21 protein-coding genes and 1 riboswitch are annotated in these 21,479 nt (G+C 49.0%); of the genes, 13 read left to right on the plus strand and 8 right to left on the minus strand.

Annotated elements, in window-relative coordinates; genetic code table 11:
• The first annotated feature begins 38 nt into the window (after positions 1-38).
• The 3 genes from P5G61_RS15895 to P5G61_RS15905 all read left to right on the plus strand — a co-directional run bounded on the left by P5G61_RS15895 (position 39) and on the right by P5G61_RS15905 (position 2,780).
• Positions 39-857 (plus strand): hypothetical protein, encoded by an 819-nt coding sequence (locus tag P5G61_RS15895; protein ID WP_301247424.1) that lies wholly within the window; start codon positions 39-41, stop codon positions 855-857.
• A 319-nt stretch (positions 858-1,176) separates the two neighbouring features.
• Positions 1,177-2,148: a M15 family metallopeptidase gene (locus P5G61_RS15900; protein WP_301247425.1), complete on the plus strand. Its 972-nt coding sequence runs from the start codon at positions 1,177-1,179 to the stop codon at positions 2,146-2,148.
• 215 nt (positions 2,149-2,363) lie between these two features.
• A complete protein-coding gene (locus P5G61_RS15905; protein WP_024632153.1) occupies positions 2,364-2,780 on the plus strand; it encodes a RidA family protein in 417 nt (138 codons plus the stop codon).
• Between the two features lie 206 nt (positions 2,781-2,986).
• Here the strand turns inward: P5G61_RS15905 and P5G61_RS15910 are convergent, their stop codons facing one another.
• Positions 2,987-4,048 (minus strand): copper amine oxidase N-terminal domain-containing protein, encoded by a 1,062-nt coding sequence (locus tag P5G61_RS15910; RefSeq protein ID WP_301247426.1) that lies wholly within the window; start codon positions 4,046-4,048, stop codon positions 2,987-2,989.
• Between the two features lie 224 nt (positions 4,049-4,272).
• On the opposite strand from P5G61_RS15910, the gene P5G61_RS15915 reads away from it, so the two are divergent.
• A complete protein-coding gene (locus tag P5G61_RS15915) occupies positions 4,273-4,833 on the plus strand; it encodes a GNAT family N-acetyltransferase (RefSeq protein ID WP_363325746.1) in 561 nt (186 codons plus the stop codon).
• Between the two features lie 37 nt (positions 4,834-4,870).
• Positions 4,871-5,941, plus strand: a complete 1,071-nt coding sequence (locus P5G61_RS15920) for a Gfo/Idh/MocA family protein (protein ID WP_301247427.1) — start codon at positions 4,871-4,873, stop codon at positions 5,939-5,941.
• A 116-nt stretch (positions 5,942-6,057) separates the two neighbouring features.
• Here P5G61_RS15920 and P5G61_RS15925 read toward each other — a convergent pair whose 3' ends face one another.
• The 3 genes from P5G61_RS15925 to P5G61_RS15935 all read right to left on the minus strand — a co-directional run bounded on the left by P5G61_RS15925 (position 6,058) and on the right by P5G61_RS15935 (position 10,335).
• Positions 6,058-7,098, minus strand: coding sequence for a zinc-binding alcohol dehydrogenase family protein (locus P5G61_RS15925; RefSeq protein ID WP_363325747.1), 1,041 nt, complete (start codon positions 7,096-7,098; stop codon positions 6,058-6,060).
• A gap of 206 nt (positions 7,099-7,304) precedes the next feature.
• Positions 7,305-7,673, minus strand: a complete 369-nt coding sequence (locus tag P5G61_RS15930) for a hypothetical protein (RefSeq protein WP_301247428.1) — start codon at positions 7,671-7,673, stop codon at positions 7,305-7,307.
• Between the two features lie 85 nt (positions 7,674-7,758).
• Positions 7,759-10,335, minus strand: coding sequence for a UvrD-helicase domain-containing protein (locus P5G61_RS15935; RefSeq protein ID WP_301247429.1), 2,577 nt, complete (start codon positions 10,333-10,335; stop codon positions 7,759-7,761).
• Positions 10,336-10,765: 430 nt separating this feature from the next.
• Here P5G61_RS15935 and P5G61_RS15940 point away from each other — a divergent pair, with 430 nt between their 5' ends.
• Positions 10,766-11,557 carry a zinc ribbon domain-containing protein gene (locus P5G61_RS15940; protein WP_301247430.1) on the plus strand — a complete coding sequence of 264 codons (792 nt, stop codon included), beginning with the start codon at positions 10,766-10,768 and terminating at the stop codon, positions 11,555-11,557.
• Positions 11,558-11,625: 68 nt separating this feature from the next.
• Complete coding sequence (locus P5G61_RS15945; RefSeq protein WP_301247431.1) at positions 11,626-12,429, plus strand: TrmB family transcriptional regulator; 804 nt, start codon at positions 11,626-11,628, stop codon at positions 12,427-12,429.
• Between the two features lie 247 nt (positions 12,430-12,676).
• Here P5G61_RS15945 and P5G61_RS15950 read toward each other — a convergent pair whose 3' ends face one another.
• Positions 12,677-13,366, minus strand: a complete 690-nt coding sequence (locus tag P5G61_RS15950; RefSeq protein WP_301247432.1) for an NUDIX hydrolase — start codon at positions 13,364-13,366, stop codon at positions 12,677-12,679.
• A 79-nt stretch (positions 13,367-13,445) separates the two neighbouring features.
• Here P5G61_RS15950 and P5G61_RS15955 point away from each other — a divergent pair, with 79 nt between their 5' ends.
• Positions 13,446-13,748, plus strand: coding sequence for a hypothetical protein (locus P5G61_RS15955; RefSeq protein WP_301247433.1), 303 nt, complete (start codon positions 13,446-13,448; stop codon positions 13,746-13,748).
• A 289-nt stretch (positions 13,749-14,037) separates the two neighbouring features.
• Here P5G61_RS15955 and mscL read toward each other — a convergent pair whose 3' ends face one another.
• Positions 14,038-14,565, minus strand: coding sequence for a large conductance mechanosensitive channel protein MscL (gene mscL / locus P5G61_RS15960; RefSeq protein WP_435874185.1), 528 nt, complete (start codon positions 14,563-14,565; stop codon positions 14,038-14,040).
• Between the two features lie 237 nt (positions 14,566-14,802).
• Positions 14,803-14,902: riboswitch (purine riboswitch) on the plus strand.
• A 305-nt stretch (positions 14,903-15,207) separates the two neighbouring features.
• Between mscL and P5G61_RS15965 the strand changes: the two genes are divergently transcribed.
• Positions 15,208-15,795, plus strand: a complete 588-nt coding sequence (locus P5G61_RS15965; protein WP_024632141.1) for a xanthine phosphoribosyltransferase — start codon at positions 15,208-15,210, stop codon at positions 15,793-15,795.
• A 1-nt stretch (position 15,796) separates the two neighbouring features.
• The gene (locus P5G61_RS15970) at positions 15,797-17,158 is read left to right on the plus strand and encodes a nucleobase:cation symporter-2 family protein (RefSeq protein WP_301247434.1); all 1,362 of its coding nucleotides are present in this window, start codon (positions 15,797-15,799) and stop codon (positions 17,156-17,158) included.
• 313 nt (positions 17,159-17,471) lie between these two features.
• On the opposite strand, the gene P5G61_RS15975 is transcribed toward P5G61_RS15970, so the two are convergent.
• Positions 17,472-17,810 (minus strand): DUF4870 domain-containing protein, encoded by a 339-nt coding sequence (locus P5G61_RS15975; RefSeq protein WP_053779715.1) that lies wholly within the window; start codon positions 17,808-17,810, stop codon positions 17,472-17,474.
• Between the two features lie 152 nt (positions 17,811-17,962).
• Positions 17,963-18,244, minus strand: coding sequence for a transposase (locus P5G61_RS15980; protein ID WP_301247435.1), 282 nt, complete (start codon positions 18,242-18,244; stop codon positions 17,963-17,965).
• A gap of 396 nt (positions 18,245-18,640) precedes the next feature.
• On the opposite strand from P5G61_RS15980, the gene P5G61_RS15985 reads away from it, so the two are divergent.
• From P5G61_RS15985 to coxB, 3 genes are all read left to right on the plus strand, one after another.
• The gene (locus P5G61_RS15985; RefSeq protein ID WP_017690840.1) at positions 18,641-18,829 is read left to right on the plus strand and encodes a hypothetical protein; all 189 of its coding nucleotides are present in this window, start codon (positions 18,641-18,643) and stop codon (positions 18,827-18,829) included.
• 231 nt (positions 18,830-19,060) lie between these two features.
• The gene (map, locus tag P5G61_RS15990) at positions 19,061-19,822 is read left to right on the plus strand and encodes a type I methionyl aminopeptidase (RefSeq protein WP_024632137.1); all 762 of its coding nucleotides are present in this window, start codon (positions 19,061-19,063) and stop codon (positions 19,820-19,822) included.
• A gap of 581 nt (positions 19,823-20,403) precedes the next feature.
• A complete protein-coding gene (coxB, locus tag P5G61_RS15995; protein WP_079348831.1) occupies positions 20,404-21,456 on the plus strand; it encodes a cytochrome c oxidase subunit II in 1,053 nt (350 codons plus the stop codon).
• Positions 21,457-21,479: the final 23 nt, after the last annotated feature.

The following is a 21,479-nucleotide window of genomic DNA, read 5'->3' on the forward strand; positions in this document are numbered from 1 at the left end:
AGGGAATATAGAATGTAGAGATAAGGAGGGGGATTGTTGTGAGCGAAAAATGGAATGTAGAGCTGCATATGTCCCCCGGTGGATGGACAGCAGAAGTTAGTGCCGCTGCTGATGCAGGCAAAGAGGCGTCAGCAGCGGCAAGCAAGGCCGAATCAGCCAAAGGCTTGTTCATGGTAACAGGCACGCTGCCGCAGCTCAGTGAAGCTGAACGCGAGGCTGTGCTGGCACAGCTGCGCAAGCGACCGCTGTCGCTGTACGCGCTGCTGCGCGGCGGCCCAGTCCCGGCAGAGCTTGCCGGGCTGCTGCCCGCTGCGCCAAGCGAGGCCGCGCCGGGCACAGCCGCCGCCGGCAGCTCGCTTAGCGCGGGCGGTGCAGCCGCGTGCAGCTGCGGCCGCCCGGGCTGCGCGCACGTCGCGGCCGCTGAGCGCGCCATTGCTGCGCGCTTCGCGGCCGAGCCGCTGCTGCAGCTGGCGCACGCCGGCCTGCCGCGCGAAGCACTGCTCGCCGGCGTGCTGGGATCATGGGCGGAGGAACTTGCCCATGATCCCAGCGGCCCCGGCCGCGCAGCCGAAACGGCCGGCCGCCCGCAAGCGCGGGGCGGCGAAGGAGGCGCAGCCGTCGGCGAGTGGATCGCCGAGGCAGCTGCGGACGGCGCCATGCACCAGCCGGGGCCTGGTTTCGGCGCCGTGAAGGTGCGGCTGGCGCAGCCGGGCAAGGCCCCGGCGACGCCGGAGCTGGCGGCGCTGCTGCCAGGCGTGCCTGCCGCCGCAGGGCTGGCATTGATCCGCGAGCGCGTAGCTGCGCGGATGTGGGAGGCTGTCCAAAAGAAGAAGAAGGACAGCCCGGCAACCAAATGATGCACCACTCGGAGCGGGGGAGATCTCAGATCATCCCCCGCTTGTTTGTGATGTGCATCAGCACAAGTCTTTTATCTGAAATGGTTATACCCATTTCCAATTCGCTTTTTTTTGTGTAGAACCGTGGGATACGACTCTAAAAGTCCAAAAAACGACCGTACAAGCTGTACACCCGGCATATCTTTAGGGTGACCTCCTCTCACGGGGGTCTTTAACGGTGGAGCTTCGCTGCAATTTAAGGTATACTGTCGCAGGGGAAGACAAGCCCACATGCACGAATGCAGCAATCATTATTACAATATGCGATAGGAGTTTTTACATGAAATTACGTACAGGACGACAGCGCTACGTTGCGGTTATGCTGTCCTCACTTATGATATGCGGAGCTTTGCTGTCCGCTTGCCAGGACGGTTCGGGCTCAGAGGAGAACCAGGGTCTGAACGCGGCAGGCAGCGCACAGCAAGAGTCGGATGGTACCACGGTTCATTTGACCGAGGATACTGGCAAAGATGGCAACAACACCGGTGGGGATGACAGCTCATCTTCGGACAATAGCAGTGAAGGCACGGACAGTGGTTCCGGTAATGCTTCAACCGGAGAAGAGGGTTCTTCTGACGCAGCCAATGGTGCTACAACAGAAGATCCACTCATGGAGAAGCGCAGTATTAGTGCGCTGCAAACGACGATTGATACACAAGCTGTGGTGACCAACGCACAGGCGATGACCGTCATCGTTAACAAACAGCGCAGCTTGCCTGAAGGCTACGAGCCGAGTGATCTGGTGGAGCCTAACGTACCGTTCTCCTTTGACGGACCGCATGAGAAGCGTCATTTGCGCAAGGAAGCTGCCGAGGCGCTGGAGAAGCTGTTTGCAGGTGCCAAAGCGGACGGCATTGAGCTTCGTGCGGTGTCTGGATACCGTTCGTATGAGCGTCAAGTATCGATCTACAACAACAATGTCAAAACCAAAGGTCAGGAATACACAGATCGTGTAAGCTCTGTACCAGGCCACAGTGAACATCAGACCGGGCTTGCGATTGATGTTTCCAGTCCAAGTGTGGGCAATGCGCTGGAAGAAGTGTTTGGCACATCGAAAGAAGGCCAGTGGTTGGCCGAGCATGCAGCAGAATACGGGTATATCATCCGCTATCCGAAGGGTGAGGATGATATAACAGGCTATGTGTATGAGCCATGGCATATCCGTTATGTCGGCACCGATCTGGCGCCAGATATCGTAAAAAGCGGATTGACACTTGAAGAATATTTTGACGAGGCCAATATCAAGCTGTAGGCAGATTGCTTCATATTTTGCATACAACTTACCAGTATCAAGAGTCCCTGTAAGAACGCCATTTACCGAGGTGAATGAGTTGTCTTACAGGGATTTTTTGATGTGCACAGAATTAATCGGGAAAGAAACGGATTCTGCTTGTCTGGAAGGGCAGTGGGCTGATATACTTCAAAGATTAATCAAGGAAAATGACAATTAAAGCGAGGGAAAGAAGAATGAGCAGACAACAGGTTTTTACGGGTTCTCCATGGGAGCCGCTTGTGGGATATTGCCGTGCCATCCGTGTTGGCAACCGAATTGAGGTGGCTGGTACAACGGCCATGCAGGACGGTGTGGTTGTTGGAGCGGGCGATCCATATGCACAGACAAGATTTGTTTTGCAGACTATTGAGAATGCACTGAAAGAATTGGGAGCAGACATGTCTCATGTCGTGAGAACCCGGATGTTTGTAACTGATATTTCCCGGTGGGAAGAAGTGGGCAAGGCTCATGGTGAATTTTTTGGTCAGATCCAGCCTGTCGCCACGATGGTGGAGGTTAGTGCGCTCATCGATCCTTTGCTGATGGTGGAAATTGAGGCGGAAGCGATTATTGATGCAGAAGCTGAAACGGATGGCGAAATAACGAAATAGTGCTATCACAATTACATACATTTCGTGAAAAATTTTTAGCACAGAAATTTATACATTGATTATGTAAAACGCAGGATAGAGAAATAACCTTACCCACACCTCCATGGAAAAGGAAGTGGGGCAAGGTTATTTCTGCATGATGAACATAATGTCACTATGCTCGTGGAAGGCAGCGAACTAAGCAGTTAGCCGTTCTTCCATGCTGCTTATTTTGCTTCAGGTTGCTCGGCTGGTGTTTCGATGACTACTTTCCAAGCCGTTCCGATTGGCGGCAGGCTGCGAGTCAGGACCGGGCTATAGAATCCAATGACTTTGGCCCCTTTGGTCAGTTCCTCTGCTTTGATGGTTTCCCCTTCATGGTTCACCAGTTGTGTATCCTTGCCAATGTTAAGAATAACGTGATCAGGTGCTGTCTCAGTCAGGCGTGTGCCAGAGATTTCAATTTGGGTCATGTTGTCTGCAGCCGTTTTTACATTTTCAATCGTGCCTGCTGTACCCAGAACCTCTTTCAATTGTGCTTCGGAATCCGAAGCAACGGTATCCAGCACAGTGACCTTGTAGGTAGGTGTTTGCGGCGGTAAACTGAGGGTTGCAATCTCTGAATGCTCCGCTTCCACGTTCATACCAATGGTCAGATCAGTGAGTTTGATATCTTTGCCATCCGCGGATTTGAACGTAGTATCCTCACCGACATTAAGTACGATACCGTCTGTACCTGCACCGCCGATATGGATGGATTGATATTTGCCTTCGCTATTGATTCCTGTAATGACACCACGCTCAGTAACGGTTTTCACGTCCTCTTCAAGAGAGATGTTTACCTGGTTTCCTGTTGTTTTCACTTGACCATGCAGTACTTCTTCTGCAAAAGAAGCAGGTACGAACAGTTTGCCATCCGTGATTTCGGGTGCTGTTCCCAGTTTAAGCAGCATTTTATTGACCGAATACTGGTCTTTGCCTGTAGTAACAAGTGTCCAGAGCGTTCCTTTGGTCAATTCGGCAGATTTGTTTTCCTTGTTCCATTTCAGTTCAATGCCAAGTGCCTCCGTGAGATCGCGCAGCGCAATCATGGGTACTTGACCATCATTGTTCCAATAACCGTCAGCCATTGGCGCACCGTTCACAGATACTTTAACGGCTTCAGCTGCTTTGCTGTCAGCGGATACGGAGGTTGAATTAACGGGTTGTGTACTGTCCAGAGTAGCTGCATATGCAGCTCCACCGCTCAGGGCCAAGGACAGGACCATCAGGGCGCTTACTTTTTTCATGTTGTTGTTCATTGTTGATTTTCATCCCTTCTAATCTTGGTTATATCGCGGTAAACTCCTAATTGGGGCCGCGCTTCATTCTTATAGACGGGACAACTTGATCAAGGGTTGCACTTGTTATGTAAGTTATGGAAGAAGTGTGTCAGTTCTAATTTGCAATATCAGTCATCTTGCAGGTTACAGGCGTCAAGATAGGGTTAAGTTTCAAGAGAGTGCTATAACCTGTGATTCATATTACGGATCGTCTTGATGTTGGTTTGAATTCAAGTGAGGTTGCTAACATTCAATACAAGGAGGAACAAGGTCAGATGAGTGATATGTTGGTGGCGCTTTACCATTTGCCAGAGCAAGAGAGTGGACTCAAAAAGTTGGAGGATTCCTCCATTGTCATCCGAAGAGCCATTGCACCAGAGAAGCAGCTTGTGCTGGATTGGGTAAGATCCCATTTTAGTCAGCCCTGGGTGGATGAATGTGATGTGGCTTTTGCACGTCAACCTGTGACTTGTTATATTGCACTTGAGCATGGGAAAATGATCGGCTTCGCTTGTTATGAGGCGACGTGTCGCAATTTCTTTGGTCCAACAGGTGTTAGTCAGGAGGCGCGGGGCAAAGGTGTGGGTACAGCATTACTGCTGGCCTGTATGCACGCCATGAAGGCAGATGGTTACGCTTACGCGATCATAGGATCGGCAGGACCCGTAGATTTCTATGCTCAGACACTGGGGGCCGTGAAGATCGAAAATTCAACACCAGGGATTTACAAAGGCATGCTCCGGGCAGACTAGACCATAACCATGTTCTGGAAAGGTAAGGAGGAAGAGGATGAGTACGAGTAAAATGCTGCATATCGGTATGATTGGCACAGGGTCTATCTCGGATCTTCATATGAGGTGTTACGCCAAGAACGAGAATGCCGTCATTTACGCCATCTGTGACCTGAACGAACAGCGTGCAGCCGCAGCCGCAGAGAAGTACAGTGCACAATCCGTGTACACCGATTATCGGGAGATGCTGAAGGACCCGCATGTGGATGCCGTTAGTATCTGTACGTGGAACAATACCCATGCCGAATTTGCCATCGCGGCTCTGGAGGCAGGCAAACATGTGCTGCTGGAAAAACCGGTAGCAACCAATGTGGAAGATGCGCTGCGGATTGAAGAGGCTGTGAAAAAAAGCGGATGTACCTTTGTTGTGGGATTTGTACGTCGTTATGATAATAACATGCAGATGGTGCGCAGTTTCATCGATGCCGGTGAGTTTGGTGAATTGTATTATGCCAAAGCCTCTATCCTGCGACGCTTGGGAAATCCCGGAGGCTGGTTTGCGGACAAGAACCGTTCCGGCGGTGGCCCGCTCATTGATCTTGGCGTACATATTATCGACCAATGCTGGTATCTGATGGGCAAACCGAAGCCTGTTTCGGTAAGTGGCAATACGTATCGAAAACTGGGCAATCGTGCCCATATCGAGCATCTTTCTTTTTACAAAGCCGCAGATTACAGTTCTGCTGTCAACAATGTAGAGGATATGGCGAATGCGCTAATTCGCTTCGAGAACGGGGCTTCTTTGGCGGTAGATGTGAGCTTTACCCTGCATGCACGTGGGGAAGAATCTTCAGTTAGATTATACGGCGAGCGTGGTGGGTTTGAACTGGAGCCCGAGACACTCATCGTCACCGAGAAACACAATACAATCCTGAATATCCAGCCCCAGACAGACTACAAGGGTCTCGATATTCACGGTGCCTTCCAGAATCAGATTGATCATTTTGTAGATTGTTGTCTGAATGGTACTGAGCCAATCAGTCCCATTGCGGATGGTGTGGCTTCAACCAGGATGCTATGCGGAATCTACGAGTCAGCAGAAAAAGGTCAGGAGATTCGTCTGGACTGATATAGGAGATTGAATCTAAAGTAGTATTAAAAGGGTGTTGTTTCTCCGTCTTAACTTTGGAGAGTCAACACCCTTTGGTTTATTCGTTGATCGTGATCAAACTAGACGAATGAACGTTACTTTTCAAACCCTTCCAACACGATTTTGCCAATCGCAGTACCCGATTTGCTCTTTCGGTAGGCATCCAGCAGGTTAGCCGCATTAATTGGTTCGATCCGCTCTGCCATCGTTGTATGAATTTTTCCGGCATTCACCAGATCTGCGATTTCATTAAGAAGAAGATGTTGTTCAATCATATCATCTGTCTGGAACATCGGACGGGTGAACATCATTTCCCAAACGAGTGTTACGCTTTTTGAAAATAACTTTTGAAGTTCGGCTGGTTTTTCAAACGGCAGAACGGAACAAATCTTTCCTTGTGGCAAAATAACTTCTGCCATCTCTGCCATATGCTCATCTATATGATTAAGTACGAAAATATACTGTACCCCGGCTAGTCCGAGATCTTTAAGTTGGGGTGCGAATGGTTGATGATGATTGATTACGTGGTCTGCTCCGTTTGATTTTGTCCATGAGATCGAGTCGGGACGAGAGGCAGTTGCTATGACTCTAAGGCCAGCCAACTTGGCTAATTGAGTAGCAATCGATCCGACACCTCCCGCTGCCCCGATAATAAGTATACTGTTACCTTCGTTATCCGATGCATTCCTGGAGATGCCCAAGCGCTCATAAATAGCTTCTCCTGCTGTAAGGCTTGTCAGAGGTAAAGCTGCTGCTTGAGCGAAATCCAGACTTTTCGGCTTTCTGCCCACAATTCGTTCATCCACTAAATGAAACTCACTGTGTCCGCCTGGGCGCGTATTGCTCCCCGCATAATATACTTCGTCACCAACGTTGAACAAATGGCAATCGGAGCCGATGTCCAAGACCACGCCCGCTACGTCACGACCAGGTATGGTCAGGGATAAATCGTCCGAATGTTTGGAACTATGCGACCTCCAATCCGTCGGATTGACAGATACTGCTTTCACTTCAATAAGTAAATCCTGTCCTGTAGGTTTTGGTTTCTCCACTTCCACCTCCTGAAATGGCGGTATGTCGGCCTCTAACCCAGGCTCGTAATATCCGAACGCTTTCATCATGATTGAATTTCCCATGTCGATAGTTATCCTCCTTGCAGAAATAAGTTAATGTATATATAAATATATGCCATAATATCAAAAATAAATAGTAGTATCATTTTTGGTTTATAGTATCAATATTGATACTATTGGGACTGAATCTGTAAAAAAATAAAGACTTCCATCACTCCTGAAGCAGACAATGGGTCTGTCATCGGAGAGGAAGTCTTTGTGAAAAGAGTTCATTTATTAAGCGGTGAATTCTCATATCCCGGATCATCATAATCCGTATCTTGCAGCCGGGGAAGTACATTCATGCTCTCAATCGCCTGTCGGCTATCCGGAGTACCATGGTCATACAGAAAGGTATACAGCAGTGTCATGCCATCCGAGAATTGCTCCGTAGCGTCGTCATGATCAGCCGATTTGTAGGGTACCGGAGCTCGCTGCAGTGTATAGGCATCTTCATCCTCGAGTACTTTCATCAAGTCTTTCAGCCGATTTAACTGTTCATCGTCGACCATGACTTCAAACGGTGTTGATTCGTTCTTGGTCTGTTCAATGAGATTATGGGTTACCGATACATAGTAATGCTTTTTGCCATCCTGCATATTCCAACCTCCATTCTAAAATGGAAAAAAGACGCTTCTACTGTTAATAAACAGCAGCAAGCGTCCTGAAACGAATGGTAATCGTTTACCTTCCGAACCGACCGGTTACGGGAACCTTACGGGTACTGGCTTCCATCTTGCCTGAACACAGCGGACAAGGTGGGGGACCAGAAGCTGCCTTTTTGGATGTTTTGGCCGAAGGTACATCCGGTTTCTGGCGCAGCCATGCTTTGCAGGTGGAAGAACTGCACTTCCAAATCGCTACAGTCTCTGTACGTTCAGCATCTCCTGAGGTGCGCGATACCGAACTGGACGAAGACGAAGTTGCCTGACTCACACCCGTGGTGCTAAATGCCTTGTGGTTCCCAATGATACCACTCCCGCGTCGTTCACTGAGCCGATCATCGTCACGTTCATTATGAACATCGAAGTCACGACGTTCACTGTTACTGATTGTCCGTCTGTGTACCACGTTCCTGCCTTCAGAACGGGCACCAGAGTGGGAGTTCTGACTATTGCCATTTCCCTTGCCGTATGACACGTGATGGCCAGTTCGGGCTTCATCGCGGTTTTTGCGTTTGTCCGGTACCTCCATGCCGAATGCCTCCAGCAGAAAGCGGGAAACGTCCGCCGGTTTTCCGTGATGACTGGCGGGAGAAGTGACGTATAAATATTGCTTCGCCCGAGTGATTGCAACATAGGCGAGCCGTCGCTCCTCTTCCAGAGCCATGTCCAATTCTGCATCCGTCTGCTGCACCGTAAGGGCAGCCTTCTGGTCTTCCGGAATATCCTGCCGCAATGCCGTGCTGTGAGGCACGATTCCTTCGCTGGCCCCGATCCAGTAGACACATGGGAATTCAAGTCCCTTGGCCCGGTGGATGGTCATCAGTTGTACCGCGTCACTGTCCTGAGCACGACGCAGTGACTCCATCTCACGGTGTCTGCGAGAGAGCTCATCAGCGAATTGAATGAACTCTTCCACGGTTTCGAATTTTTTGGCGGCGGCTTCGAACTCGTCCAGAGTCTCCAGCATCGTTTCCTTGTAATGGGTGAAGATGCTTGGATCACCGCTCTCCATATATTTGTCGTAAAACTGGCGGCGCATTTCCTGGATGGCGATCACCGGTTTCAGTTTCGTCAGCGATTTGATCAGCTTGATACGTTCCTTGACCTGTTCCTGCTGAAAAGGCTTCAGCTTGTCCCACTTGGCCAGATGGATGAGCGGATATTTCTTCGCTTGCTGCTCTTCACTGCGCTGAATCCACTCCAGACCAGCATCGCGGGACACATAGAGAGGTCCCAGCGCACTTGGAAGAGCATCTACAGCACGGGGGTTCAGCGACAAGCGCATATGATCCATTAACGGTCGAATCAGGGACTGGTCGTAGAAGACCGGGGACGCTCCATGCTGTACAAACGGCACATCCTTCAATACAAGCTGCTCAAATATAGCCCGACTGCTGCTGGCTGTCCGATGCAGAATCGCGATATCCCGATATGTATGCAGACCTTCCTCGACTTGCTGACACAACTGGTTAACAACCCAAGCGGCTTCTTCCTCGGCATTGGAGGGGGTGGCGAACCGTGGCGCATCTCCGCGATGCCCGGCTGCGCGCAGCCGCTTGTCGCGTCTTCGTTTGTTCCGGGCGACCAATTCGCTGCCCAGTCCCAGAATACGCGCATCGCTGCGGTAGTTGATATCCAGCGTCACGATGCGTGCACCGGGGTATACTTTATCGAATTCCAAAATAGATTCCTGCCGTGCCCCATTAAACGTATAGATCGTCTGGTCGTCGTCTCCCACAACCATCAAATTGCGATGGGCGGCAGCCAGTTTTTGTACAATTTCATATTGCAGACTGTTCGTATCCTGGAACTCATCGACCATAATGTACTGAAAACGCTGCTGAAGCGGCCCCAAGACAGCAGGATCACGAAGAAGTGCGGCAGCTCGCAGCAAAATATCATCAAAATCCATCTTGTTGCGATCCCGCTTCCATGCTTCATAACCAAGGAGAACACGTTTGGCGTCTCGTTCCTCCTGTAATTTTTCGGGGAGATCGTTCGTCTCAGATCCTTGCATTTTCCAGGCGGACAGCATGGCCAGCAGGCTCTCCGGCTGAAAGGCCTCACTCATGCCATTCTGGCGCAGGAGCATCTTAAGTACAGTATGCTGCGCGCGCGACTCGCCAAAAATCTCTTCCTGCACGCCGTAATGACGAAGCAGCGTCAGCGCGAACGAGTGGAATGTACGGGCCTGCACCGCTCTTGCAGCGGCTGGACGAATGCCAGGCAGCGAAGCGATGCGGTCTTTCATTTCGGTGGCAGCTTTGTTCGTGAACGTCACCAGCAGGATGCTTCCGGCGTGAACACCACCAACCTCCATCAGGTATCCGGCTCGTGCAGCTAGTACAGTTGTTTTGCCGCAGCCAGCTCCTGCGAGAGTCAACAGGGGACCTTTGCCGTGGCGAACCGCTGAGATTTGGGGCCCGTTCAGACGGATGCCTACCTCTTCCAGAGAGCGGAAATATGGGGCATCCCGTTCATCACTGCCCACGAGTTGTCTACTGGTCTCCAATGGAGCCGAAGGGGACTGGGGCAGGGACGCCGCCGGGGTAACCCCGAGCGGACGGGGGTAAAACGTTGAGTTCGGACTTAACATCATTCATCCACCTCTATATGCATTCAGGGATAGGACTATCCCGGCTTAAAAGTAATTCATTTGCCCTTTTCACAATCGCATTGTAAATTGGTATGATAGGGTTAACCGCCCAAGTAGGCGGATCAACAGGGCCAAAGCTTCATTATACCCGAACGTATGGTCCTGACGAAAGCCCCCGAATTCATCCAGCATCGGCAGAAAACGGGCATTCGCGCCCGATTTCGCAACTTTTTGGTATGATATCGTATAAGTTATATGCTGAGCTTTTGCATAAGATCAGGAGAGAGACTTCCAATCAGCATACATATGGATCGGAATGCTCGTATCCCTCGATAGGTTGTACCGCTTGTGATTATATCGAGTTATGCAAAATGCTATACTATGAAAAATTAAAATGATATGGGTTTTGACGGGATGAGGAGGAGATGTTATGAAACTGCTTCAACGAATTAAAAACGGAGCAAACAAAGCAACAGAGCGTGCCCAGCACGCCGTTGAAATCGGCAAATTGAATAATCAGATTGTGGGCTTGCAGCAGGAACAGGAAGTCCATTTTACAGATATGGGTCGTATCTTCTATGAAGGTTATCGCGCACAGGACATGACGCGTGCCGAAAAAGAGATGGTGGATCTGTCGGGGCTGTGCGACGAATTGCAGGACGAGATTGATGGTCTGCGCAACAAGATTGCACAACTCAAAAATGAGCGCTTATGCGAGTGTGGGCACGTCGCCTCACTGGATGCCAACTTCTGTCCGAAATGCGGACGCAAGTTGGGCGAATTCAAACCCGCAGCAGCGTCTGTAGGTGCAGCGAGCCCTGCGAGACAGGAAGCGGCCGTGGCCCAAAGCCCGGAGCGACCAATGTACGATGCGCCAGCTGAAGAAGAACTGGAGGAAGCCGAGCCGTATCACACGGTAATTCCGTCCATTGCGGACCTGGAGACCGAATCCGAATATAACAGCACAGAGTTTACCCAAGAGGAAAAGGAAGCGTTCGATGCCGAGTGGGAACGCCGTCGGGATGAAGAAATGCAACGGGAACGCGAGCGCCAGCAGGAGCTGGATGAGCGCATTCGGTACTGGAAAGAAAATAATCCGATCGTGAACACGGTGGACGTACAGACCGAAGTGCCACGCGAGATGGTGAATTGTCAGATTTGTGCAGCAGAGCTGCCCAAAGGTTCGAAATGGTGCCCACGCTGCGGAGCAGAACAGATCTGATGCAGTAGAAGCGCTGCGGAATCATTGTGAGGCAGCGCTGGTTGCTTACAGCATGGGGGGACGGGAATATGGACCAACTGCTGCATCATTTGCGCCATCTTGGGTTTACTGAGATGGAATCTAAAATTATGGTGGAACTCGCTCGCCAAGGCTCGGCCTCGGGATATGAGGTTGCGAAAAGGCTGGGTGTGTCCCGTTCCAATGTATATGCCACCCTGCAACGGCTGGAACAGCGGGGATTCCTGCGTTGCAGCGCAGGAGAGCCTGCGAAATACAGTGTCTTGAAGCCTGAGGAGATGACAAGTATGATCTCCGGCCAGATGCGTGCATCCCTTGAATATGTGCAGAGCAGTATGCCGCAGCATGAGCCGGAGAAGCCGGTCTTTTACAACATTGAAGGCGACAAAAATGTCTTTGAAAATCTGAGCCGTGAACTGGCTGAGGCCAAACATGAAATTGTGGTGGACGTGTGGCGTGAGGAAGCGGAGCTGTTGCGTGCCGACTTGCAGCGTGCCGAAGACCGCGGTGTACGCCTGTTATGGTCATGTGATGGTGGAGAGGGCATGATGGATCAGCCCGCTCCTTGGCCTGGTTTGCCTTTATACGAAACAGGGAATGGCCGGAAATTCTCTTTAGTGGTAGATCGTCGTTGGTGCATGGTAGGGATGCGCGGGGAATCTTGCGCCACTCAGGCGATGGTGACAGAGCATCCGGTCATGACCGGGCTGCTGCTGAATCATTTTGCTCAAGAATTGGTGTTGTATGAGCTGGAGCAGGATATGGGAGAGGAACTGGAGTCTCGTTACGGGCATCGTTACCAAAACCTCTCAGCACGTTATTGGTCGGTACCCTCAGGAGGAGATCAGGCCTGAACACTGGCGCTGAATCATTCCTCTACCTGGCTTACTCATCCAAAACAGATTAAACAGAATCAAGTAACCTATGAGCTACAATACATGCTTAAACGAAGCAGGCGCTGCCATGAGGCAGACGCCTGTTAATGCTGCTCAAACGGAAGCAGTGATGTTCATCACAGCAAATGTTCCCTGTTGAGCTAATGTAGTAGGGTATGAAGTCATGCTATTGTTGAGAAAATGAAGCTATGAACGTAACTTGATCTTATGCAGGATTGGATTTGCCTATGGGTAAATTATATAACGCTTCAAGTACATCGATATAATATTCTGTTCCGTGCGGCACAAACTCGGCTGCTTGAATCTCGCGAATGTGACGTGTTTGAACGGGAAGAGGCAGAGAGGTACCATTTGCCTGATCCACCGCTGCCTGCACGGCTGGCACTCCTGCGGCCTGAATCGCTTGGGTTTCACCACGGAATAAGGCAATCAGTTCATCCAAAGGCACTTCATACAGGCTGTCGACTTCGCTTGCCTGCAAGGTGTAGGCTTCGAGAGGCTGGTTTAAGCACAGTCCATAGACGGAACTGAATTCCCGATCGAGAAAAGGCACACCGCGAACCTGCCCTTCAAGCTGCTGTCTTGCAGTCAACAGATAGGTCAGCGTTTCAAAAGGCGCTTGTACGCCCAGTTCTTCCTCAAGCTCACGACTGGCTTCATGCAGCTGTTCTCCTGCAGTGAGATGCCCTGCAGCTGTAATGTCGTAACATCCGGGGAAGGTATCCTTGATATCTCGTCGTCGCTGAAAAAGTACCCACCGCTGCGAACCTTCGTCGCGCACGATCCAGCAGTGAAATGAACGGTGCCAGAACCCTTTGGCATGGACTACGCTGCGCAGCTCTGTACCTATCCAATTTTGCTGATCGTCGTAAATATCGAAACGTTCTGGGGTCATGATACGTATCTCCTTATATAGCAAGTTTTAAAGTTCAAAATTTCACAAAGTATGTTTTAAACGAAAGGGGAACCATCTTATGGAATGCATTGTACACTTTCAAGTCATTTATCCGCAACCTCAGGAACGCAAAAGTCTTAGAGGTCTTATATTTGTTGGACAGGGACAAGAACCGGCAACTAATCAGTTAACGACCATGTTCAAGGATATGGGATTCAACGTACGTTTGGAAGATGAGGCCCAGTTGTTGTTCAAACCTACGGATGCTTCGGCAAACTATGAATATATTCGGGTTACAGAGCTTGATACCGGGGAAGAGGTTTATAAAGAAGATAAGGATCTGAAGTCGATTCTGGAGCATTTGCTGCCGCGTCGATTCTAGTTAGTATCATGGTGTGAGTGTGAGTGGAAGTGTGGTAAACAAGGCTGTTTGCGCCTGGCTCGTAAAATAAAATAAAGGAAAGGCCCCACCTTTACGGTGAGACCTTTCATGTGGGAGCTGTTTTGACTCCACCAGCCATCGTGCGGGTTTTCCAAACACACGGATGAAGGAAGAATAACGGACAGAGCAAGCAGGATTTACTTTACATAAATCCGATCATGATAACAATGGTCTTCAATTAAGTCCGTCTCAGAAATTGGATTCTGAGACGCTCGAAGCGTGGAAACGATTAAGCCGTTGCACCAGTTCCTTCTGCTTCCAGTTCCGAGGTGCAATGTGAACAGCGAGTAGCGGCAGCCGGAATTTCGGATAGACAGTACTTGCAAGCCTTCGTCGTTTTTTGTGGCTCGGGCTTTTTGTGTTCTTTGCTTTTAATGTAGTTGATACCTTTCACCAGCATGAAAATACAGAAAGCAACGATAATGAAATCAATCATGACGTTGATGAACTGCCCGTAAGCAATTACGGTTGCGCCAGCTTCGTTGGCTTGTGCCAATGTTTTGATTTCCTGCCCACTGGCGGTTCTCATATCCCAATCCAGATTGATAATTTTCTGACTGAAATCAACCCCTCCAAGCAGCTTACCTACCGGTGGCATGATGATATCATTCACGAGGGATGTGACGATTTTGCCAAAAGCAGCCCCGATGATGACACCGACAGCCAGGTCGATGACGTTGCCGCGTACAGCAAATTCTTTGAATTCCTTAAGTACACCTTTCATGCTCTGCAAATCTCCTTTGACGATTAAATTCATAACACAAGCAGCGTCTCCATCCATTCTCCGTTCGGACACGCGCTTCCGTTCTCATATTGTACATAAAAAACACGCAGCAATCATCCCTTTTATGCAAATTAAGACAAGTTTCCGCAACTTCCATGAAAATACTTCTTTATTTCACGCCGCCGATTCGGTATACTTCTAACATTATCAGTTCCGTTCACACTTTTACATTCAGGTTCGCGATCATATATTGTAACGAATCATGGAGCTTAAAAATTAAATATGCCGACTCGTATATGTGCAGGAATAGGCCTGCATGTTTCTACCCGATCACCGGAATGATCGGACTACGGGAAAGATCTGCAACGTTTGTAAGGTATGTAGAGCAAGGATTCTCGGGCAGTTTGTCTGAAAAAGAATGTTCAGGCAGCTTCATATTCCTATTTTGATAGGGAGTTTTGAGTGAGGTTTGCTCTGAGTCATCCTGTAATCATGATTTTGCATTCCAATACACTCGCAGTATCCATGCGGCTTGTCCACATACGTACAAGTCCGTCTTTTCCCGTCTCCGGTCCTTCCGCAGCGTGTAAAAAGGCGGGCTTTTTGTTTTTTTACAGAGCGGATCGAGGTCATGCAGGCTTCTGTACGGGAGGGCGCACAGGGGGAAGAATTACGATGCAATTGTTAAAAGACAAGGTAATACAGGAAGGCATTGTTCTGTCCGAGCAGGTACTCAAAGTGGATTCATTCCTGAACCACCAGATGGACCCGGTTCTGATGAAGGAAGTGGGTAAGGAGTTCATCCGTCGTTTTGAAGGGGAGAACATTACACGTGTACTGACCATTGAATCATCAGGTATCGCACCAGGCATCATGACCGCACTGGAACTCAACGTGCCGCTTATTTTTGCACGAAAGCAGAAGTCACTTACGCTTACTGAAGACATTCTTGTCGAGAAGGTGTACTCCTTTACGAAGCAGGAGACGAATGAAATCACAGTTGCGAAGAAGTTCATGCAGCCGGGTGACCGCGTACTAATCATCGATGACTTTCTGGCGAATGGCGAGGCAGCATTTGGTCTGGCCCGCATTGTGGAGCAGGTAGGTGCTGAAGTGGTGGGTATTGGCATCGTTATTGAAAAGGCGTTCCAACCGGGAGGTCGCTTGCTGAAAGAAGCAGGATACCGTGTGGAATCGCTGGTTCGCATCGGGGCGTTGTCAGACGGACAGGTTACGTTTGCGGATGAGGAGGTCACGATATAATATGGCACGCGAACGTATTTTTCAGCGGCATCGGCATCCGATCAAAACCTTCTCTTTGGGTCTCCAGCATGTGCTGGCGATGTATGCAGGAGCTGTCGTTGTACCGATTATTGTCAGCAAGGCACTAGGTTTTACAACGGAGCAGTTAACCTATTTGATTGCGATTGACCTGCTCGCCTGTGGTGTGGCAACACTATTGCAGGTATGGGGCAACCGTTTCTTCGGAGTGGGGCTGCCTGTCATGCTTGGCTGTGCATTCCAGGCCGTATCACCGATGATCTTAATTGGGATGAAGAGCGGCGTGTCTGCCATTTATGGTGCAATCATTGCGTCAGGGATATTCGTTGTGCTGTTTTCGGGTATCTTCGGCAAGTTGATTCGACTCTTTCCGCCAGTCGTCACCGGATCAGTAGTAACCATTATTGGTCTGACCCTGATTCCGGTAGCGTTTAACGATCTCGGCGGCGGTCAGGGTGCAGAAGATTTTGGCAGTGGAGTTCATCTTCTGCTCGGCTTTGGCGTATTGTTGTTCATCATTCTGATGACAAGGTTTACTACAGGATTCGTTCGTTCCATCTCAGTGCTGATCGGCCTTCTCGCGGGTACCGTGGCAGCAGGAATTATGGGTGAAGTTAACTTTGCACCAATTCGCGAAGCGAGCTGGTTCCACGTCGTACAGCCGTTCTACTTTGGCACACCGACGTTTGAGATTGTACCGATTCTGACCATGATTCTGGTGGCGATTGTCAGCGTAGCTGAATCCACTGGTGTATTTATGGCTCTCGGCAAAATTTTAGATAAAGACCTGTCTTCCAAAGATCTGGCCCGTGGATATCGTGCAGAAGGCTTGGCGATAGTACTGGGCGGTATTTTCAACTCATTTCCATACACGACCTATTCTCAAAATGTTGGGCTTGTGCAGATGACCCGCGTCAAAACGCGTGATGTGATCGTTGTAGCAGGAGGACTGCTTGTGGTCATCGGCTTTGTACCGAAGATTGCAGCGCTCGCACAGCTTGTTCCAGGTTCTGTTCTTGGTGGAGCCATGGTTGCATTGTTCGGTATGGTAGTATCGTCCGGTATTCGTATTCTGGGCAGTCAGGTCGATCTGAACCGTCATGAGAATCTGTTCATCATCGCTTGCTCTGTAGGTATGGGGCTGGGGGTAACGGTTGTGCCTCAATTGTTCGCAGGTGCACCGGACTGGGCACAGATTATGCTCGGCAACGGAATCATTGCAGGTAGTTTCACCGCCATATTCATGAATTTGCTGTTTAATGGTCTGGGTACTCAAGCAACAGCTGCCAAAATGGCAGAACGACAAGCAGATGTAATTCTCGGGGATAACGGCAAGTCGGCGTAAAATGTAAAGATGAAATCGTCATTATCATTACCTCAATGCATCCAATATGTATGTTATGTTAACTTCAAATGCTTCATGGCATGAATAATAAATGCTGTGAATAAAAAAGATAAACGACTTGAACGATTCAGGGGATGAATCATCTATGCTGTGAATCGTTATTGAGGATAATAAACAAAACACCGGAAACTCATGCTCGAAAGGGCAGGATATCCGGTGTTTTTGCTTTTTTTTGCTAGAAAACAAGATGGATTATTATGTTGACTCACGGGATGAATTACTTTGGGGGTAAAGCCGATCGACACGTTATATCTTACAGATGCCGCATCTGTTTCTCTGCAAAGTCTCCGACCCAAGGGAGCTTCAGCCATTTGCCTTGCAGACTGGTGACCACCATGAGGAGCCAGATCACCACGCCAAGCAGGGACAACAGTGATGCCAGCAGTGGGCCAAACAGCGGGAGGAATGCACATAGCACATGACCGACCATGATGATGCCAAATACCGTGACGGATTGAAGTGCATGAAACAGAACAAAACGGCTGCGTTTCTCTACAGCCAGAAAGACGATTCCGCCTACAAAAGTGAACAGATAACAGAGCATGCCGGCAATATTTTCATCCAGACCGCTTGATGATTTCATGGGGGACATCCGGTCCAGCCTCCTTTGTCCTTTTTATATAGGCTATGAGGAAGGTGGACAGAACTGAACCGGATGGGACGAAATGTATCTTTGCTCATTCAAAAGGGACATGTTCCTAATGCTGCCCTGGAACATGCCCCTTTCTCGCCTCATTATATAACTTAACGGTCACCACGCTGAAAGTGTCTTCGTGGATGGGTAATCTTGCCAATCTTGTCGGTGTCATTCTCTTTGGGAACCAAACGTTCGTCGGTACGACCTTCGTGATGATTGTCAAAAGCGAATTCAGTCAGTTCCCATTCGGTCTTACCGAGAACAGGGTCAGCCGGGAAGTGTTGTCCGCGATGCAGATGCTCTTCTTGTCCCGCTTCGTTGGTGTATATTCCGTCCACTTCCACCTTTTCATGCGAAAGGGGCAGCATTTCTTTGTCTTTCTGATCCATAAAACAACGCCTCCTTAGATCCCAGTATTTTAACTGTATGGGTTGTCCGTGATAATATCCCCCGAATAGTTGAGTGTTATGCTGGATATATTAATTCCGTATAGAAGTGTCGTATTTATAACATAAGATTCGGAATTAAACTTTTTGGGCATAAAAACCGTTATAAATATTAGGTAAGATTGTCAAGTCGTAAGATACTTCCGAATATGCTACAATAAGATTATGATTCACACCGAATCATATCGGGTATTTATAGTGTCAGGTACTTGCTTAAGCAGGGTTCCCGACCTAAAGCTTGCTTTGAGCCGCGCACACAACTTCATGGATGGCATTTAAGACTTATTCGGCATTCTCTAAACGGAGCATTCACTTTCAACGTTTTGGGAGGGAATTACAATGGCAACGAAAGGTCACAATGAGGTCAAAGAAAGTTTGAGGGAAATGACTCGGATTTTCCGTCCTAAAGATCCAAAAAAATTCGTGAAGGAGTACGTGAGAAAATACCGGATTACGGGTGGATACGAGGAAGAATTGACTTCTGTGGTCGAGCATGAGCTTGTCAAGATGGATTCTTCCGTGTCCTGAAACACACACAACTCTGAATATACTGTTCCGATATGAATAGAACCGTCTCCCGGGCATTAGGCTCCGGCAGGCGGTTTTTTTTGTTTGGAAATGATATGTATATATTTCTAATGGGTAATGGGTTCCCAAAGAGTATTTGGAATAAGCCTCCGATCTTCGCTGCACTTTTGGGGGGCTTTGTTCTGCTCCTGCTGCATATACATGGAAGTACACATATGGCAGGAAGGATGAATGCATGTGGACCCTATTTTGAAAACAAAAGAAGAGATTGGCTACATGCGGGAAGCAGGACGCATTCTGCGAAGCTGTCACGAGCAAATTGAAAAGTGGCTCGCCCCTGGTGTAACCACAGGTGACATTAACGAGCGGGTGGAAGCTTTTTTGGCTGAAAGAGGAGCTACACCTGAGCAAAAGGGATACAAAGGGTATCCATACGCCACATGCGCCTCCGTTAATGAAGTGGTTTGCCACGGCTTCCCTGATGACCGGGAACTGTCCACAGGAGATGTGGTGACCATTGATATGGTGGTGAACAAAGACGGCTGGCTTGCCGACTCTGCATGGACGTATGGGATCGGGGAACAACGTAGGTCCATCCGCAAGCTGATGAAGCGAACGGAGAGGGCACTGCATAAGGCGATAGCACTGGCAGTACCAGGAAATACGCTGGGGGATATCGGGAATGCGATTGAGCGGACAGCGAAGATGTATCGTTACGGTATTGTGAAGCCTCTCATTGGTCATGGCATTGGTCAATACATCCATGAACCCCCAAACGTGCTTCCTTACGGGAAACGCAGAACGGGTATGTTACTGACAGAGGGCATGGTTATTACCATCGAGCCCATATTTACAAAAGGCAGCTCTGGAGCGGTTGTATGGGATGAAGACGGCTGGACGGTAAGAACCGTTGATGGAAGCTGGGGCGTCCAGTATGAGCATACGGTGGCTATCACAGGGGATGGACCCCTTATACTGACGGATGGGACATGAGTGCTGAATCACTTGCAGGCTGGTAGTGGGGCTGTATAACGGTGTCAAGATATACAATGGGTTTAGGCTCCATACCGTCTGATTCTAAATGGAGGCGGTATGGAGCTTCACTGCTCCTTCCAGGAGTTGTAAGGGAGATCACCTGATGCATGCTTTTCTTTTTTGCATAATACTGCATGTTTTCAATGTGAGAAAAATCGGCAAAAAAATCAATTTCATCACCGAAATTTGGCAAAATTTTTCAAAAGTAGAGAGTAATACTTTTAACTGAAATCGGTTACAAATCAAGTTGTGGTGCGGTTTTTTACATATAGTGAACAATTTGTGAACATGTGTCCAAAGATTGACAAAATCATACCCTCAACTTATATTTAATAAGTGATTGAACCATATAGAATGAATTGGAAGAATGCGCAGACATGCCCTTAGCAGGAAAAGACGGGAGTGGTGGAAGCGTTATTTTTGTAAGCGTTCTGTATGTCGGACAGGATTACCTGTATCGTGCTGAAATGAACTTAATTTGAGTTTATTTTGGGCGAAAACGGAAATCTACGAAAATGTTAAAAAAGTGGGGTAGATCAATGATGAAACAGTGGCAGGTTGCAAAGCGAATTCTCCCCTTGCTGGCGGTGTTCTCTTTGCTGCTATCCGCATGCGGGCGGGAAGACTTGTCGGTAATGAAACCTCAGGGTCCTGTGGCGCAAGGCCAATATGATCTGATGAAGCTGTCCATTACGATTATGATCGTGGTGCTCATCATTGTATTTGCTATTGCTGCGTATGTGTTGATCCGGTTTCGCAGACGAGCCGGGCAGAATGAAATGCCCGAACAGGTTGAAGGTAATTTCAAGCTGGAAGTAATATGGACAGCCATTCCGTTGTTGCTTGTTATCGTTCTGGCAGTACCGACGGTAAAAACGATTTTTGCCCAAGGCGAAGATCTGTCCAACGACAAAAATGCAATTCAGGTCAAAGTCACCTCGCATCAGTACTGGTGGGAATTCACTTATCCTCAATATGATGTAACCACCGCTCAAGATCTCATCATCCCGACCGGAAAGAAAATCGCATTCGAATTGAAAACCGCTGACGTGCTTCACTCCTTCTGGGTGCCGTCACTTGCGGGTAAAATGGACACAAACCCGGATGGAACACTTAACAAGTTCAGCTTCTCTGCGCCGAATGAAGGCGTTTACCGAGGTAAATGTGCTGAATTATGCGGCAGGTCGCATGCCTTCATGGAATTCAAGGTAAAAGCGGTCAGCCAGGAATCCTTTGACAAATGGGTCAATGAAATGAAAGCCCCGGCGGTACTTCCGGAAGATACCCAATTGGCTGAGAAGTTCAAAACGAACTGCCTTTCTTGCCATGCAGTTGGTGATCAGGGCGGGCCAGTTGCGCCTAACCTGACGGGAATCGGCGGCAAGCAATCCGTGGCAGGCATTCTGTTGAACCAGGGTGAAGGACAGGAAGACGGCAATCCGGTACTCGACAACATGAAAGAATGGCTCCATGATCCACAATCCGTGAAGCCGGGCAACACGATGCCTAATCCGAAAGACCTTGGACTCACCGATGAAGAAATCGACGGAATTGCCGAATATCTGGCCAACTACAAATTGGACTATGAATAGAACAGCAAGGACGAAGAAGGGGG

Origin of the sequence: Paenibacillus vandeheii (assembly GCF_030433635.1) — a bacterium.
In the GTDB taxonomy this organism is placed as follows: domain Bacteria; phylum Bacillota; class Bacilli; order Paenibacillales; family Paenibacillaceae; genus Paenibacillus; species Paenibacillus vandeheii.